The 16,366-nt window shown below is 70.5% G+C and carries 15 protein-coding genes; 9 read left to right on the top strand and 6 right to left on the bottom strand.

The features are described 5' to 3' along the window. Positions 1 to 61: 61 nt before the first annotated feature. Both ACFYV5_RS32120 and ACFYV5_RS32115 read left to right on the top strand, forming a co-directional pair. Positions 62 to 565, top strand: coding sequence for a DUF6328 family protein (locus tag ACFYV5_RS32120; protein ID WP_389174359.1), 504 nt, complete (start codon positions 62 to 64; stop codon positions 563 to 565). 53 nt (positions 566 to 618) lie between these two features. Further along, the gene (locus ACFYV5_RS32115) at positions 619 to 1,572 is read left to right on the top strand and encodes an aldo/keto reductase family oxidoreductase (RefSeq protein WP_389174356.1); all 954 of its coding nucleotides are present in this window, start codon (positions 619 to 621) and stop codon (positions 1,570 to 1,572) included. Positions 1,573 to 1,627: 55 nt separating this feature from the next. Here the strand turns inward: ACFYV5_RS32115 and ACFYV5_RS32110 are convergent, their stop codons facing one another. Continuing rightward, positions 1,628 to 2,083: an SsgA family sporulation/cell division regulator gene (locus ACFYV5_RS32110; RefSeq protein WP_355114834.1), complete on the bottom strand. Its 456-nt coding sequence runs from the start codon at positions 2,081 to 2,083 to the stop codon at positions 1,628 to 1,630. A 171-nt stretch (positions 2,084 to 2,254) separates the two neighbouring features. Here ACFYV5_RS32110 and ACFYV5_RS32105 point away from each other — a divergent pair, with 171 nt between their 5' ends. Next, positions 2,255 to 3,313 carry a hypothetical protein gene (locus ACFYV5_RS32105; protein WP_355114833.1) on the top strand — a complete coding sequence of 353 codons (1,059 nt, stop codon included), beginning with the start codon at positions 2,255 to 2,257 and terminating at the stop codon, positions 3,311 to 3,313. A 44-nt stretch (positions 3,314 to 3,357) separates the two neighbouring features. Here ACFYV5_RS32105 and ACFYV5_RS32100 read toward each other — a convergent pair whose 3' ends face one another. Further along, positions 3,358 to 4,476 carry a lytic polysaccharide monooxygenase gene (locus ACFYV5_RS32100; protein WP_389174352.1) on the bottom strand — a complete coding sequence of 373 codons (1,119 nt, stop codon included), beginning with the start codon at positions 4,474 to 4,476 and terminating at the stop codon, positions 3,358 to 3,360. A 69-nt stretch (positions 4,477 to 4,545) separates the two neighbouring features. Then, complete coding sequence (locus tag ACFYV5_RS32095; RefSeq protein WP_389174349.1) at positions 4,546 to 5,667, bottom strand: cellulose binding domain-containing protein; 1,122 nt, start codon at positions 5,665 to 5,667, stop codon at positions 4,546 to 4,548. A 321-nt stretch (positions 5,668 to 5,988) separates the two neighbouring features. Here ACFYV5_RS32095 and ACFYV5_RS32090 point away from each other — a divergent pair, with 321 nt between their 5' ends. The 3 genes from ACFYV5_RS32090 (at position 5,989) to ACFYV5_RS32080 (ending at position 10,511) form a co-directional block, all read left to right on the top strand. Next, positions 5,989 to 8,229: a glycoside hydrolase family 9 protein gene (locus ACFYV5_RS32090; RefSeq protein WP_389174346.1), complete on the top strand. Its 2,241-nt coding sequence runs from the start codon at positions 5,989 to 5,991 to the stop codon at positions 8,227 to 8,229. An 840-nt stretch (positions 8,230 to 9,069) separates the two neighbouring features. Continuing rightward, entirely contained in the window at positions 9,070 to 9,408 is a 339-nt protein-coding gene (locus tag ACFYV5_RS32085; protein WP_355114827.1) for a MerR family transcriptional regulator, read from the top strand. A gap of 281 nt (positions 9,409 to 9,689) precedes the next feature. Beyond that, complete coding sequence (locus ACFYV5_RS32080) at positions 9,690 to 10,511, top strand: DUF6042 family protein (RefSeq protein WP_389174343.1); 822 nt, start codon at positions 9,690 to 9,692, stop codon at positions 10,509 to 10,511. Positions 10,512 to 10,519: 8 nt separating this feature from the next. Here the strand turns inward: ACFYV5_RS32080 and ACFYV5_RS32075 are convergent, their stop codons facing one another. Further along, positions 10,520 to 10,696 carry a hypothetical protein gene (locus ACFYV5_RS32075; protein ID WP_389174341.1) on the bottom strand — a complete coding sequence of 59 codons (177 nt, stop codon included), beginning with the start codon at positions 10,694 to 10,696 and terminating at the stop codon, positions 10,520 to 10,522. Positions 10,697 to 11,000: 304 nt separating this feature from the next. Here ACFYV5_RS32075 and ACFYV5_RS32070 point away from each other — a divergent pair, with 304 nt between their 5' ends. Next, positions 11,001 to 11,339 (top strand): thioredoxin family protein, encoded by a 339-nt coding sequence (locus ACFYV5_RS32070; RefSeq protein ID WP_389174338.1) that lies wholly within the window; start codon positions 11,001 to 11,003, stop codon positions 11,337 to 11,339. A gap of 34 nt (positions 11,340 to 11,373) precedes the next feature. Here the strand turns inward: ACFYV5_RS32070 and ACFYV5_RS32065 are convergent, their stop codons facing one another. Then, complete coding sequence (locus ACFYV5_RS32065; RefSeq protein WP_389174335.1) at positions 11,374 to 12,039, bottom strand: hypothetical protein; 666 nt, start codon at positions 12,037 to 12,039, stop codon at positions 11,374 to 11,376. A 141-nt stretch (positions 12,040 to 12,180) separates the two neighbouring features. Continuing rightward, entirely contained in the window at positions 12,181 to 12,408 is a 228-nt protein-coding gene (locus ACFYV5_RS32060; RefSeq protein ID WP_355114819.1) for a hypothetical protein, read from the bottom strand. A gap of 156 nt (positions 12,409 to 12,564) precedes the next feature. Here ACFYV5_RS32060 and ACFYV5_RS32055 point away from each other — a divergent pair, with 156 nt between their 5' ends. Together ACFYV5_RS32055 and ACFYV5_RS32050 are read left to right on the top strand one after the other, a co-directional pair. Further along, positions 12,565 to 15,060, top strand: coding sequence for a helix-turn-helix domain-containing protein (locus ACFYV5_RS32055; protein WP_389174332.1), 2,496 nt, complete (start codon positions 12,565 to 12,567; stop codon positions 15,058 to 15,060). A gap of 149 nt (positions 15,061 to 15,209) precedes the next feature. After that, positions 15,210 to 16,310: an alpha/beta hydrolase gene (locus tag ACFYV5_RS32050; RefSeq protein WP_389174329.1), complete on the top strand. Its 1,101-nt coding sequence runs from the start codon at positions 15,210 to 15,212 to the stop codon at positions 16,308 to 16,310. Positions 16,311 to 16,366 lie beyond the last annotated feature (56 nt).

The following is a 16,366-nucleotide window of genomic DNA, read 5'->3' as shown; positions in this document are numbered from 1 at the left end:
TGACACCGGACCGCGGACGCGTGAAGGCAGAGCGACAGTCTCTCCTCAGGAGGAAGCTTCCATGGATGAACGAACGGACGCGCGGACGGACGGGCGCGTCGAGACGGAAGAGGAACGTGCCGACCGGCGCTGGCAGGAGCTGATCCAGGAGATACGGGTCGCCCAGACCGGCGTGCAGATCCTCCTCGGCTTCCTCCTCACGGTGGTCTTCACCCCGCTCTTCCAGGACCTGCAGCAGACGGACAAGACGATCTACATCGTCACCGTCGTCCTCGGCTCCCTCGCCACAGGCGCGCTGATAGGTCCGGTGTCCTTCCACCGGATCGTGTCCGGACGGCGGATCAAACCCCATGCCGTCGTCTGGGCCTCCCGGCTCACCTTCACCGGCATCCTGCTGCTCCTCGCGACGCTGACGTCGGCGCTGTTCCTCATCCTGAGGGTGGCCACGCACGACCCCTACGTGCCCTGGCTCGTCTCCGGTGTCCTCGTCTGGTACCTGTCCTGTTGGTTCGCCCTGCCCCTGTGGGTCCGTGCCCGCTACACCAGCGGCGCCGACGGCGGCTGACCTCGCTCGCGGTCCCGGGGCACCGTGCCGCGTACGTGTGCGAAAGTGTCTCGGTGACCACGCCCCAGAAGACCGACCACCGCCTCCTCCTCGGCTGCATGGGCCTGGGCGGAAGCTGGGACGCGCAGCCCCACACAGCCGCCGACATCGACGTGGCGGAGGCCGCCGTCGCAGCGGCGCTGGACAGCGGCATCACCGCCTTCGACCATGCCGACATCTACCGGCACGGAAAGTCGGAAGCGGTCTTCGGCGAGATCCTGGCCCGCTCGGCCGGACTGCGCGAGCGGATCACCCTGCAGACCAAGTGCGGCATCCGCCTGGCCGAAGGAGACCGGCCCGGCCTGTACGACCTGCGGGGCTCCTCCATCGTCCGCAGGGTCGAGGAGAGCCTGGAGCGGCTGCGCACCGACGTCCTCGACGTCCTCCTTCTGCACCGCCCCGACCCGCTGGCCGACCCCGCCGACATCGGCGATGCCCTGACCTCGCTCCACCGGCAGGGGCTCGTCCGCCGTTTCGGTGTCTCGAACATGAACTCCGCGCAGATCGCCCGGCTCCAGGCCCACATGGACCTGCCGCTCGTGGCCAACCAGCTGGAGATGAGCCTGCACCGGCGCGCCTGGCTGGAGGACGGCGTCCTCGTCAACACCCCGGAGTCCGCGGCCAACGGGTTTCCCGCCGGCACGGTCGAGCACTGCCTGACCCACGGCATCGCGCTGCAGGCGTGGGGAGCACTGGCCCAGGGGCGCTACACCGGGGCGCAGGGCACCGCGCAGGAGCCGGCCACGGCCGCGCTGGTGACCTCGCTCGCCGAGGCCAAGGGCACGACGCCGGAGACGATCGTGCTCTGGTGGCTGCGGCGCCACCCGGCCCGTATCGCCCCCGTCATCGGCACGTCGAATCCGCAGCGCATCCGCGCCTGCCGCGACGCCGCGACGGGCGAGCCCGACCTGAGCCACGACGAGTGGTACGCCTTGTGGGTCTCCGCCCGCGGCGCCGCGCTCCCGTAGGCCACGACGAGCCCCACGCGGAGGGTGAGTTCGTCCGTCGCGCGGGAATCCGGCTCTACGGCCGCGCGAAGAGCTGAGAGGTCTCGGCCGCCCAGTCGATCCGCGCGGACTCCTCGCCCTCGGGCACGGCGACGTACGTCTCACCCAGCCAACTCCGCAGGCCCGAGCGGTCGATGTCGACCACGGCGAACGCCTCGGCCGGGCCCAGTCGCATGCGGACCCGCCCCTCCCTGCCGCCACAGCGCAGCGGCCACAGCCGGACGTCGCCCTCGCCGCTCAGGACGCGGGTTCCGGAGCGCAGCAGTTCCCGGGAGAGGGTCCAGTCGACGACCCTGCCCAGCGGAAGCCGGAAGGCGATGCGTACCGCCCAGGGGTCGTCGGGGTCGTAGTGGAACGTCGCCTCGATGGGCAGGCCGGTCGTTCCTTGGACCTGACGGGCGGTGGTGTGCCAGGACCGCACCGGGCGTGCCGGGGGCGGCGGGGTGGTCTCGTGCCGGCTCGCTTCAGACATCGTCACCCGTTCCGTCGGGGGAGATCGCGCCGCTGCCTGTGCGGCGCCGTACCCCTCGCTCGTAACCCCGGACGAGGATTTCACGCATCATCTTCGTGTGAGAGCGGAGTGAAAGCCGCGCGCCCCGCCCCCGCCTCCATGGTCCGGCCAGGGGTGCGGGACGATGGCCGGATGAACGTACAACGGGGAAGCAACGCACAGGAATCCATCGGGGAGCTCGCCCTGCGGCTCGTCGCGGCAGACACCGACGGCTGGACGCCGGAGGGCGTGAAGGCCGCGGCGGCCGAGCTGGGGTGGGCCTGGAGCGAGACGTCGGACGCGCCCGTGTTGATCACCGGTCGGTCGACGGGCCATGCCCGCCTGCGGCCGGTCGGCCGGTACGAGGAGCGCTACGTCAGCGGCGAGTCGTACGTGGAGATCGCGGTCCCGGTAGCGGCCCCCGGGCCGGACACCGCAGCGCAGGCAGCCGCCTTCCGCGCCGCCAAGGAGGACGTCACCGCGGTGCTGGGCGAGCCGTCCATCATGGGCTCGCACGGCGAGATGGGCCCGTTCTACGACAGCGGACCGCACTGGGGCGCACCCTTCCTGCGCTGGCGCGGCAGGCCGAACACCCTCGAACTGCGCGCCGGGACGTCGGGGCCGGAGCTGGTCCTGCAGCCCACCCACCCGGCGGAGAACTGGTTCTGGCGTCAAGGTGTCGGTGAGGAGCACTCGATCAGCGGCTTCTTCGGGAGCAACCGTGACGAGGCCAACATCGGCCTCGGCTTCCCCGGCGGCTGGACCGCCCAGAGCTGGGAGACCGTCACGCGGTCGCTGGCGGACTTCCTGGGAGCGCTGCCTGCCGAGACCACCGCCCTGGGCATCCGGATCGGGATGCCGCTGTACGGGCGCAACAGCCGCAGCGCGCCCCTCCTTTTCGAGGTGGCGTGCGGCGACCGGCTCTCGATCGGCTGCTTCCCTCCGGACGAGGTCGACGCGGCCGCTCTCGGCTGGGGCACGGTCGCCGAGCATCCGCATACGGCGTCGGTCTTCAGCGACGACGATCCGGTGTGGCGGGTGGACGCGGGCGGGCCCGGCGAGCCGAAGGGCCGCGCGCTCGCGGAGATGCTCGTGGCGACGGCCAGGGCGGCGGGGGTGAGCGATCCCACCGACCTGATCGTCGGAGGGGAGGCGGGGTACGTGAACGGCTACGACGTCACCTACTACGGGCTGGGCCTGCCGACCGGCTGACAGTGCCGGTTCCCTGACGCGGGAACCGGCACCTCCATCAGTGGCTACGGGTTGACGCAGGTGATCGAGCCGACCGGAAGGTTGTTGCCGGTCGATGTCGCCGTGAACCCGAAGGTGACGCTGCCGTCCGGCGGGATGGTCCGGTTGTGGTCGAGGTTCCTGACCGTGAGCGTGCCGTCGGATCCGGTGGTCAGGCCACCGTTCCACAGACTGCTCACCCGGGTACCCGGGCCGGCTTTCCACGTCACGGCCCAGCCGTCACGCGCTGTCGTGCCGTGGTTCATGACCTCGACGGAGCCCTGGAAGCCGCCGTTCCAGGAGTTGGTCACGCTGTAGACGGCCATGCACCCGGTGTGCGGGTCGGTCGGCGTGAGCGTCGGGGTCGGGGTCGGGGTCGGAGTCGGGGTGGGGGTGGGCGTCGGGGTCGGGGTGGGGGTGCCGCCCGAGCCGCGGATGCCGGTCACCTCGCCGTTGCCGCCGTCGAAGACGATGTCGGAGCAGGAGAAGAAGTTCTCCTGGCTGTCCGAGCGCACCCACTGGATGAACATGACCGCGTCACCCGAGCGGCCCGCGGGCAGGTTCAGATCCCAGTGATAGTGGCCGCCGTCCGTGCCCGGCGAGCCGCTCTGCTGCGGGTCGGTGACGGTCTGGATCAACTCCAGGTCGTCCCAGCCCAGTTCGGTGCTCGGCGAGTAGCCGGGCTTGGACAGGTACACCCGGAAGGAGCCCGGGTGCGCGGCCCAGTTGCTGTGCTTCACCCGGATCGTCTTCCCGGACGTCAGGTGTGTGCGGGGCCAGTCGGCGCGGGCGGCGTTGTACCCGGTGAAGTTGTACGGCGACCGGTCACCGGCGCTGCACAGCTTTCCGTCCGGGACGTAACCGGGGCCGCGTCCGCCCGCGTTGGAGTCGAGTACGGCGAACCAGTTGTACAGCGCGGTCGCGCCGCTCTCGTCGAGCGCCGCCCTGCACGCCGGGTTGGTCGGGTCCAGGGCGCCGGTGCTGGTCTTGGCGTCCAGCCAGCAGAGGTACGTGCGCGATCCGGGCATCATCGTGACGCCGTGCGCCTGCGCGCTGCCCTGGCCCAGCAAGGTCAGGCCGATGCCGGCGAGCAGCGTCGCGAGTACCGCTATCAGGGAGGCGAGTCGTTTCCTGCGTCCAGCCATGGTGTCTCCTGTGCGTGTGGGGGAACGGTTCTCCGGTGGGTGTTCTCCTCTTGCGGTGACGGTCCGGGATCACGTGCAGGGGGCGCCGTTGAGGCTGAACCCGGACGGCGGGGCGAACGTGCCGCCGTAGGTGCCCTGGAAGCCGAACGTCTGGGCCGCTCCGGCCGCGATCCGCGCGTTGTGGGGCAGACCGGTCGCCGTCACGGCCCCGGAGGTCCCTGTGACGGCGGCATTCCACGCCTGGGTGATGCGCTGCCCGGCGGGCAGGGTGAAGGACAGCGTCCAGGGATCGACGGGGACCGGACCGGTGTTGGCGACGGTGACGTCGGCGGTGAAGCCGCCGGTCCAGACGTTGGTCGTGTACGTCACCTTGCAGGCGGTCGCCGGGCCGGGTTCGCCGGTGCCGGGGTCACCGAGGTTCACGGCCGAGGAGAAGGAGTTCACCGCGAGCCCGGCGCCGTTCTGCCACGGCTCGAAGCCGGCCTGGACACTGGTCAGATACCAGGTGTTCTGAGCCATGCCGCGGGAGACGGTCTCCTGGACGAAGTCCATGACGTCGAAGCTCCAGCTGGGGACGGCCGAGGGGGCGACGAAGGAGATGACGTCGTTGGAGCCGTTGCTGCCCGTCCACACCTGCCAGGTGCGCCCGCCCACGGTGGCGGTGCCGACCGGTGAGCCGATCGGCTGGATCGGCCCGACCTTGTTGAACCAGATCATGATCTCGGTCCGGTTCACCCCGTCGGTCTTGGGCGTGGGGTCCAGCCAGATGTCGTACGAGGCGTTGTACACGGCGTCGCCGACATAGCCGTACGAGATGCTGCTGGGGGCACTGGCGATGCCGCTGATCCGCGCCGGGAGGTTGGTTCCGGGCGAACAGGTGGTGTAGTGACAGCCGTTGAAGACCGAGGGGTACGACTTCGGGGCGCCGTCGGTGGGCACGGCACCGTCGGCGCGGGTCACCCGGAAGCCGGTGTCGGTTGCGGTGACGCACTGGGTGGCACTGGTGCCCCAGCGGTTGTTCTGGACCACGTAACGGCCCTGGATCGTGGTCGAACCGTACTGTTCGCAGACCAGGGTGTCTGCCCGGGCCGTCGGCGCGGCGGCCAGGAGAGCCGCGACGGTGGCGAGAGCGAGGAGCAGCGCGCCGAGCAAGCCGCGCGCGGTTCTGGGGCGGTGCGGTGACGCTCGCATGGGGGGACCTCTCTGGGTGAAGCTCTCCGGGACGGTGGGACGGTGGTGACCGTGCTGGCGAATCGGAGCGTTCCCCGACGACGATGACCTTGGGAGCGCTCCCATGCGGTGCTGGTGGGCACTGTAGGAGCCTGAAGTGCCCCTGACAATCCCTCGGGACCGGGTGACGCCACGGCGCCAACTCCGTGTCGATGTCGGCCCCTCGACCGGTTTCTGTCCGGGCCGTTGACGTCTCCGCGGTCCGACCGTAACGATGTCCTCCGCCGATGGGAGCGCTCCCACCAATACGCCGCTCCGCCGCCCTCTTCGAGGAGCCCACACGTGAACAGACGTAGAACCGCTCTGCTGTCGCTGACCGCCCTGCTGGCGACGGGTCTCACCGCGGTGCCCGCCGGCCCGGCGGGGGCGGACGAGGTCGAACAGATCAGGAACGGCACCTTCGACGCGACCACCGACCCCTGGTGGACGAGCGGCGTCACCAGCGGGCTGTCCGACGGCCGGCTCTGCGCCGACGTGCCGGGCGGCACGGCGAACCGCTGGGACGCCGCCGTCGGCCAGAACGACCTCACGCTCGTCAAGGGCGAGTCGTACCTCTTCAGCTTCAGCGCGACGGGCGCCCCCGAAGGCAACTCGGTCCGCGCGGTCGTGGGCCTGCAGGTGCCGCCGTACGACACGTACCACGAGGTCACCCCGCAACTGAGCGTCTCCGGCAACACCTACACCTACACGTTCGCCTCCCCCGTCGACACCACCCAGGGCCAGGTCGCCTTCCAGCTCGGCGGCGGCGCCGACCCCTGGCGGTTCTGCCTCGACGACGTGTCCCTGCTGGGCGGGGTGCCGCCGGAGCAGTACAAGCCCGACACCGGGCCCCGGGTCCGGGTCAACCAGGTCGCCTACCTGCCCCGCGGGCCGAAGAACGCCACCCTCGTCACCGACGCGACCGAGCGGCTGCCCTGGAAGCTGAAGAACGCCTCCGGCGCCGTCGTCGCGGGCGGCTGGACCGTGCCGCGTGGTGTGGACCCCTCCTCCGGACAGAACGTCCACTCGATCCACTTCAGTGACCACCGCGGCGCCGGGGAGGGCCTCACCCTGGTCGCCGACGGCGAGACCAGCCGCCCCTTCGACATCGGCACCGCCGCCTACGAGAAACTCCGCCTGGATGCCGCGAAGTTCTACTACACCCAGCGCAGCGGGGTCGCGATCCGCGACGACCTGCGGCCCGGGTACGGCCGCGCGGCCGGCCACGTCGACGTCGCCCCCAACCAGGGCGACGGGAAGGTGCCCTGCCAGCCGGGTGTGTGCGACTACATGCTCGACGTCACCGGCGGCTGGTACGACGCCGGTGACCACGGCAAGTACGTCGTCAACGGCGGCATCTCCGTCTGGCAGCTCCTCAGCACCTACGAGCGCGCCCGGCTCGCCCGCACAGGGCAGGCTGGGAAACTGGGCGACGGCACGCTGAACATCCCCGAGAGCGGCAACAAGGTCCCGGACATCCTCGACGAGGCCCGCTGGGAGCTGGAGTTCCTGCTCAAGATGCAGGTGCCGGACGGCAAGCCGCTCGCCGGCATGGCCCACCACAAGATCCACGACGAGCAGTGGACCGGCCTGCCGCTGATGCCCTCCGACGACCCGCAGAAGCGCGAGCTGCACCCACCGACCACCGCGGCCACCCTGAACCTCGCGGCGACCGCCGCCCAGGCGGCCCGCCTGTACAAGCCGTACGACCCCCGGTTCGCCGCCACCGCGCTCGCGGCGGCCCGCACGGCCTGGGCCGCGGCCCTCGCCCACCCCGACGTCCTCGCCTCCGAGAGCGACGGCATCGGCGGCGGCACCTACGCCGACCGTGACGTCACCGACGAGTTCTACTGGGCGGCCACCGAGCTGTACCTGACCACGGGCGGGAAGGAGTTCCAGGACCACATCCTGAACTCCCCGGTCCACACCGCCGACATCTTCGGACCGATCAGCTTCGACTGGGCGCGCACGGCCGTCCCCGCCCGGCTCGACCTGGCCACCGTCCCGAACCGGCTGCCCGGCCGCGACCAGGTCCGCCAGTCCGTACGCAAGGGAGCCGACCGGTACCTGGCCACGCTGCAGGCACACCCCTACGGCATGCCGTACGCCCCGGAGGGCCACAGGTACGACTGGGGTTCCACCCACCAGCTCCTGAACAACGCCGTCGTCCTGGCCACCGCCTATGACATCACCGGCGGCACGAAGTACCGCGACGGGGCGGTCCAGAGCATGGACTCCATCCTGGGCCGCAACGCCCTGAACATCTCGTACGTCACCGGATTCGGCGAGGTCAACGCGCAGAACCAGCACAGCCGCTGGTACGCCCGCCAACTCGACCCGAAGCTGCCTCCGCCGCCCGCCGGTTCGCTGTCCGGCGGTCCGAACTCGAGCATTCAGGACCCGCTCGCACAGAGCAAACTCCAGGGATGCGTCGGTCAGTTCTGCTACATCGACGACATCCAGTCCTGGTCGACCAACGAACTCACGATCAACTGGAACTCGGCCCTGACCTGGATGGCCTCCTTCGTGGCCGACCAGGGCTGAGGGCCATCGGGCGGGGGATGCCCACTCCTGCCTGCACGGGCGTGCCCCCACCCGCGTCGCTGTTCGAGGTCGATTACCTCATCACCGGACACGCGAAAATCTATCGTGGCTGGAGTAGACATTGGGTGGTGGTCTGGTTATGGTTTCTCTCGTAGCCCAGGAAGACAACAAGGCCCGGCAGAGACGAACTGCCGGGCGGCAGTACCCGTAGTCGCAGTACGCAGGACGGTTCGGCGGTGGAGTTTCGAAGCCAGGGTTGTTGCAGGACGGCGACGGGACTGACGGCCGGACCGGGTGGCCCGCAGTGATCAGGGGCCGCCGTGAGCGGGGCCGCGGTCATGGCAGTTGCGGTACCCGTTTGGAGCAGTTCGCAGTACCCCGCAGTGAAGTCAGTGAGCGGTACCTCGGTGAAGGCGTCGGCTGCGGACGCGCGCACCGGGAAGTTCGGCAGTGGGGTTCCAAGCCAGAGCAGACGCAGGACGGGCGACGGGGCTGGCTGCCGAAGAGTGGCGCTGTCACAGGCCACTGAGCAGGTCGCATCACCCGCAGTACGCAGTACCCCCATGGTAAGTAGTTGATCACCGAGGGTAGAACGGAGGAACGAAGCGCCATCAGGATCGCCCGGGCGGAATCTTGAGCCCGGGTACCGCAGGACATCGATAGTGAGGTGGTCTCCGGTCAAGCAACCGCGATCCCCGCACCCCCGACAGCGACTGGGTCGGGTCGGCGGACACAGAAGGCCGACGCAGGATCAGGGTCGGCCGATGGTGTAGCAGTTCCTTCGGGGCCCTGGTGCCGTACGGCACCAGGGCCCCTCCACGCGTTCCACAGAGAGGTGCGATGACAGCAGACGACTCGTACGGCCGTCTCGACGACGACGACTACCCCGCCTACACGACGGGCCGGGCCGCCGACATGCTCGGCACCACCCAGGGCTTCCTCCGCGCCATCGGCGCAGCCCGCCTTGTCACCCCGCTTCGCTCTGAGGGCGGACACCGCCGCTACTCCCGCTACCAGCTCCGGATCGCCGCCCGCGCCCGGGAACTCGTCGATCAGGGCACCCCCATCGAGGCCGCCTGCCGCATCATCGTCCTCGAGGACCAGCTCGAGGAAGCCCAGCGCATCAACGCCGAATACCGCCGCGCCGCCGAATCACCCCCTCCACCGGCCGCAGCCTGAGACGGCGCGCGCACCCGTACAGGCGTCTCCTGCGATGACGTGGTGCACGGACGGGTGCCGTCTCGGCGGCGCGTACGGCCGCTGAAGGGATCCGATCGATACTCACGTGGATTGCTCGGGCGTCACTCGATCGGGACGTTTCTGATCGAACATCCCGAGCAACGCGTTCACCGGCCCTACCGTGAGTGCTCGTGCCGCGAGCTCATCCCGACAGGACAGCACCGACATCCTGTGTGGGCTCGCGCCGTACGCGCCAGGCCACCGACCCAGCAAGGAGACGCGTGTCCGTCGACCAGGACTCCACGGAGCACAGCGACGATGGCTCCCTGGCCATGCACACCGGATGGTTCGCCACGGGATGGCCGAAGTATCTGCCTCAGTACCAGTCGATGGTGCTGTGCATGCTCTTCGGAACCGCCTCGGTCCGGGGCATGAGCGGCACCATCGACGACGTGACGCAGGAGCTGTTCGGTGGCCGGCTCGGATCCTTCTTCGGCAGAGACGGAGGGGACCTGGACTCACCCGTGATGTGGCAGGACCCCGATGAGCTCGACTACGCGGAGACCGAGGAAGAGAAGGCCGAGATCCGCGCGGACGCCGCTGCCCACCAGGCCAAGTGCGAGGGTCTGCTGCGCAGCGCCGGACTGGCGGTCCCGACCACGGTCCGCGAACTGGCCGACACCATGGTGGCTCTGGGCATCGCGACCCAACAGGACGGCGTCTGGTCGATGCCTGAACCCCTCCCGCGCCCCGAGGACATCCTGGACCTGCCGGAGGACGACCGCGCCAAGCTCGCGGAGATGCGGAGGATCTTCGAGCTCGGGCCGGCCGAGAACGCGCTCATCGGGCACCTGCGGGACGACCTGAACCGCCCGGACGAGCTCTTCACCTCGCTGGATCGCCTCGCCACCGCGACGGACCTGACCGAGGACGACGCGCGTGGCGCGCTGGCCCGCCTGATCGAGGAAGGCGACGCCCGTCTGGAGCGCGGCAAGGCACGCGCGCAGGTAGCCCTCGACACCCTGAAGAGCCACGAGCGCTTCCACCTCGTGCTGGACTGGGCGCACTTCGACGAGTACCGCCTCACGTTCACGCGCGGCTGAGAGGACCTTCACGCCGTCGGGGTCCTCTCCGCCGCTCTTGTCGCCACGGCGGCTTTCACGGCCCAGCCGGCAGCGGCCGGCGCCGCCGCCCCGTCCATGAAGCATTCCGCCGCCACCACCGCCACGGCCGGAACCGGGGCTCCGGCGGCCGTGACGGCGCCCGCCGACTGGGTCAGCGACTTCAAGCAGTCCGGAGTCCGCATCCGGTCCGGGCCGTACCTCACCGCGAGCGTCAGGGGGCTGGGCTATCCCGGGGACGGCGCGACCATCACCCAGATCGTGCACGGGAGCTACGTGTCGTGTCCCGGAGGAGGCGGGACGAGCGAGTGGTACCTGCTGACCAACCGTCGTACGGGCCGTGCGCAAACGAACCGCGGGTGTGGAGCCCGGTTCTTGCCGACGTGGACGGTCGGTGCCGACGGGCCGGTCTGCCGCACGGTGCGGGGGATAATGGGGAGGGAATGACGGAACGCGAGGTCAGGAGCTTCCATGGCGAAGCGGGTTCACCAACCCCGTGAGGATGCGGAGTTCGATTTCATCCTCAGGATGAGCGGAGTCCCGGTCCTCGCGTACTTCACCGGGACATGGCCCAAGGCGATCGAGCCGTGCCGGGCGATGGACCTCGTCGTGGGCGGCATCGCCGACGAATACGCGGGCCGTCTGACGGCCGTCCGCACCGACATGACGCGCTGTCCGGCCGCAACCGAGCGATACGGGGTCACCGGACCCGCGTCCTACGTCCTGCTGAAGGAGGGCGAGGCGGTGGCGCACGGTACGGCGCCTATGACCATCGCCGAGGTCCGGGAGGTCTTGGACAGCCACCTCTGACACCTGACACCTTCTCCAAGGCGGGCCCAGTGGGTCACCAGTCGACGTGCGCGGTGATCCATCCGGCCAGGCCGTCTTCGTCCTCCTGGGGCGGCAGTTCAGGGCCGCAGTGGAGTGAGGTGTAGGAGAGCTGAAGGTGGGTGAGGTAGCCGTAGGGGCCGTTGTCCGCCGCTGGTCCGAGTACCAGCGCGTGGGTGGGGGTGCGCCAGACGCGGTGCGTCAGAGCGGGACCGGTGACCACGGCTGCGGATGACACGACCGTGCGCTCGGGCGCTGAGCCGAGGCACTCGGTCACCGCCTGCGCTGCCTGGGTGAGCACGTTCTCGCAGTCCTGGGCCGTGCCCGGCCGGCGGCCACTCCAGCCGGGCTGCCTCTGCCAGGCGTCCATGAGGCGGGACAGCCACCGCTCGTTGGCCATGCTCTCGTCGTCCGGGTCGACCGGGTAGACCTCGCCGAAGACCAGGAAGTGCCGGGCGTCCGGTCGCCCGAACGGAATGTAGCCCTCGGTGCACAGCACATGCCCGTGTCCGGTGCGCAAGGAGTCGCAGACCAGGTCGTGTTCCCAGCTCCATCCACGCCGCTGGACCACCGCCTCGACGGCGTCGTCGGAAACCTGCGGCTCGGATGGCAGAGCGACGAGCTCGGCGACAGCCGCAGCGGTCAACGGTCGGTGGGCGAGGGCATGTACGGGAATCGGCACGGGATCCACTCTAGAAGCGGCCGATCAGCGGCCGATCATGTCGAGGTACGTGAGCGGGGTCACGACCGCACGTGCGCCATCGCCTTGCGAACCGTAGGAGACGGCAGGCCGTTCCGTCGGCAGGGACCCGCACGCGCGCGCTCAGTGCCGGCAGGTGGCCACAGCGGTGAGCAGGACCAGTGCGACGGCCGCCAGCAGGAGGCATGCGTTCCCCTTGACGGAGCCCTTCCTTCGGGTCTCGACCTGGCCACCGGGGGGAGTGCCGGGGTGCTTGTCGGCGTAGTGCTCGATCTGCCGGCGCAGTCCCTCGGACTCCCCACGCCAGGGCGTCTTGAAGCTGCATTCGCCGCACCAGTAGCGGTTGGCCATGTCGACTCCTTGCCTCGCGTCGGTGTGCCCACGGGACGCCGACCCCGACGGTGACCTTGGTCATGTCGGCTGTACAGGTCAGGGAACCGGCCATCCGTGACCGGTGGCCGCGGGTAGGCTCACCGCCGTTCGTACTGGTGGGTAGGGAGACGCTCGGTGGCAGACGACCTCGGCACGTTGTTACGCAGGCTGCGCGAGGAGGCGGACCTGACGCAGGAACAGGTGGCCGAGCGGTCCGGGGTCAGCGTGCGCACCATTCGCCGGCTGGAGAGCGGCGGATCCACCAACCACCGGATGGGGACGGTGAATCTGCTCGCGGACGCGCTCGACCTCGGGGAGGAGAGCCGCCGACGCCTGGCGGCCACCCTCGCCGGAGCGCGCAGCGTCCCTGCTGCCCGATCCGGAGCCGGGACGGAACCCCGAACCGATCCCGGACCAGAGGACGGGCCCGCGCTCGCGCCCCCGATCGCCGACACTCGCCACCCCGGCCAAGAACTGCCGCCACCTGTGCCCGCCCCGCCCACCCTGTTGCCCGTCCCCGACGCACTCGCCGACGCCGCGCGAGAGCTCGCGACGGAGGTCCGGCGCCGCTGGCGCCGCGAGGAGGCCCAACGCCGGGTCCATGACCCGTTCCCCCTCCCTGTCCGGTGGAAGCCGGCGCCCGCCGGTCTGACCGACCGTGCGGAGAACATCCAGCGTCTCGGGCCGGGTGAGGCACCGCGCGAGGTGGATCTGGACGGCGACCTGCGGAGCGTGGCCGAGATCTACCGCAGGATCCCGTCCGGACGCATGGCGATCCTCGGACGGGCCGGCTCGGGCAAATCCATCCTCACGATCAGGCTCACCCTGGACCTCCTGGAAGCCCCGGCCCCGGACGGACGCGTGCCGGTCATCTTCAGCATCGGTGGCTGGGACCCGTCGACCACCACTCTGCGGGACTGGCTGATCGGCCGGCTGCTGCGCGACCACCCCCATCTGGCCCGCCGCGGATCCCGCGGGGCGACCCTGGCCGTCGCGCTGGTCGACGCCGACCTCATCCTCCCGGTCCTGGACGGATTCGACGAGATCGCCGAAGGACTGCGGCGCGAAGCCTTGGACGCGCTCAACGCGACCTCCACCCCCCTCGTCCTCACCAGCCGACGCGACGAATACGCCGAAGCGGTCCGGGCGGCGCACGCGCCGCTCGTCTGGGCGGGCGGCATCGAGCTCACGGACCTCACCTTCGACGACCTCGCCGGCTACCTGCCGCGCACCACCCGTACCGTCCCGTCCGACGAGAGCGGCGACAGCACCAGCGCGCACGGGACGGGGTGGGACGCGCTCCTCGCGGAACTCCGCACGCCGAAGACCCCGACGGCCGCGGACCTCGCCACGGTGCTGACCACCCCGCTCATGGTCATCCTCGCCCGCACCCTGTACAGCGAGACGCCCGGACGGGATCCCGCCGAACTCCTCGACGCCACCCGGTTCCCCTCGGTGAAGAGCCTGGAGGAGCATCTGCTGGCGGGATTCGTGCCCGCCGTCTACCGGCGCCACGCCCCGGAACGGGACACCGCCGGCCGGCAGCCGAAAACGCCGTACGCGGACCCCGTCCGTGCCGAGCGATGGCTCGGCCACCTCGCCCACCACCTCGTCCGTCTCGACCGTGAGCAGCAGGACCTCGCGTGGTGGCAGCTCCGCGACGCGCTGCCCCGTTCGACGCGGACCCTGGCCGTCGTCCTGGCCACCGCCCTGAGCATCACCCTGGCCGAGTGGCTGGTCGGCCTGCTGCTCACCCCGCTCGGCATCGGCGAACTCCTTCTGCAGGGAAGCCTCATGGGACCGGCGGCAGGGCTGGCCTTCGGATCCGTCTACGCGATGGCGGACAGGTCCGATCGCGGAGCGACCTTCGAACCGGCCCGTGTCCGGCTGAGGCTGCGCCCCACGCACGACAGTCTCGGCCGCCGGCCCCTGCGTACCTTCACGGTTCGGTTCGGGCACGGTCTGTTCGGCGGGGCCGTCATGGGGATCGGATGCGCATGCGCTCTCACCCTCGGACGCGCGCTGGCGGCGGGGACATCACTCACCGACCCGCGCGTCGTCGAAGGCACGCTGATCAACATGCTGGTCCTCGGGCTGATCTTCGGCTCGGCCGCCGGTCTCGTCTTCGGGCTCATGGCCGCGCTCGAAGCACCCGTCGACGTCACCGCCGCGGCCACCCCGGTCAGCCTGCTGTTCGCGAACCGTACGACGGTGGGCCGGCAGTTCCTCATCCTGGCCCCGACGTTCACCTTGGCCATCGCCTTCGGCGGGCACCTGGTCGTCCTGCTGCTCCAGGGCTCGCTGGGACAACTCAACTGGGGACTCAAGGACAGCCTGTTCATCGGAACGGTCGGCGGCCTCGGCGGCGCGGCCTCCTACGTGCTCGCCTTCACCGCCTGGGGGCAGTGGCTCCTGCTCGCCCGTGTCTGGCTGCCCCTGACCGGCCGGCTCCCCTGGGACCCCGCCGCCTTCCTGGACGATGCCTACCGTCGAGGGGTGCTGCGCCAGACCGGCGCCGTGTACCAGTTCCGCCACGTCCGGCTGCAGCACCACCTCGGAAGTACGTATCGCCGGCACCACCCGGACTTCGCACCGGCCGTCTTCCCGCCTTCTTCGACCGGCACCTCGTGACCGCAGGAGCGTGACACCGGCCGAGGGCGGCCGGTCACCAATGGCCGGTGGTGTGGCCTGTCCACCGGGAGGTACGGGACAGCAGCATGAGGGACGTCCGGCTCGCGGCAGCTCACCGCGTCGCGAGCCTCTTCGACGAAGGGTCCCCGATGACACCCCTGCGCCTCACCGCGTTCGGCGCGGCACTCGCGCTCGCCGCCCTGACGGGCACCGCCGCGTCGGCGGCCACCGTCTCCGCGTCCGCGTCCGCATCCTCGGCCACCGCCACCGCCGTTCCCACCTTCAGCGACGGCTACGGCCTGACGCTGGTCCCCGAAGACACGCAGGTGCACAGCCCCACCGACGTCACCATCACCGTCACCACGAAGCAGCTCTCCGGGAAGCACAAGATCCGCATCCTCCTTCCCGCCGGATACGACACCGACCCCGGCCGGCGCTGGCCGGTCACCTACTTCCTGCACGGCGGTGGCGGCAACGTGAACGACGTCGCGGCCGCACCGGCACTGCACTCGGACTCGATGATCACCGTGGTCCCGGACGGCGGGCTGAAGGGCTGGTACGCCGACTGGCTGATGCAGAACACCGCCGAGGGGGCCGCGAACTGGGAGACCTTCCACCTCAAGCAGGTCGTCCCGTTCATCGACGCCCATCTCCGTACCCGCACCGACCGGGGCCACCGGGCCGTCGTCGGACTGTCCATGGGCGGTTACGGCTCCCTCCACTACGCCCAGGTCCGGCCCGACCTGTTCGGTCACGTGGCCGCCCTGTCGGGAGGCGTCGACTTCGGCAAGTGGGAGGTCCGCGGGGCCGTCCTGGCCACCGAGCTCAACCTCGCGGGCGCCTGGTGCGCGGCGAGCAGCTCGTCCGGCTCCGGATCCGGCACCTGCGTCGGCCACGGCCCCTACGTGGACAGCGACGCGATCTTCGGCTCCCCGTATCCGGTCTTCAACGCCGACCGCGTGTGGAAGGCGGTCGATCCGGCCGCGCCGGCCAACCTCGCCAAGCTGTCCGGCACCGGCATCACGCTCTACACCGGCAACAACGACCTCATCGACGTCCACACCGCGGCGGCCTCCAAGACCGTCAAGGGCCGCCTGGACCAGCTGGGTATCCCCAGCCGCCTCGTCGACTACGGAAACGGTGCGTCGCTGGCACCGAGCTGCAACGGCGGCCACAACTACGGCTGCTGGGCCCCGGCCTTCGCCGACTACGTCCCGCGCCTCGAAGCCGCCTTCGCCGCGGCCGGCTGACCGACCACGACGCGCGCCCGCGCACACCTCCACACCCTGTCTCTCCTGCGGAGGAA

The organism is Streptomyces sp. NPDC003035, assembly GCF_042888285.1.
Lineage (GTDB): Bacteria > Actinomycetota > Actinomycetes > Streptomycetales > Streptomycetaceae > Streptomyces.
The sequence above is the reverse complement of the archived record's forward strand: the minus strand, read 5'-3'. Positions and strand labels throughout refer to the sequence as shown.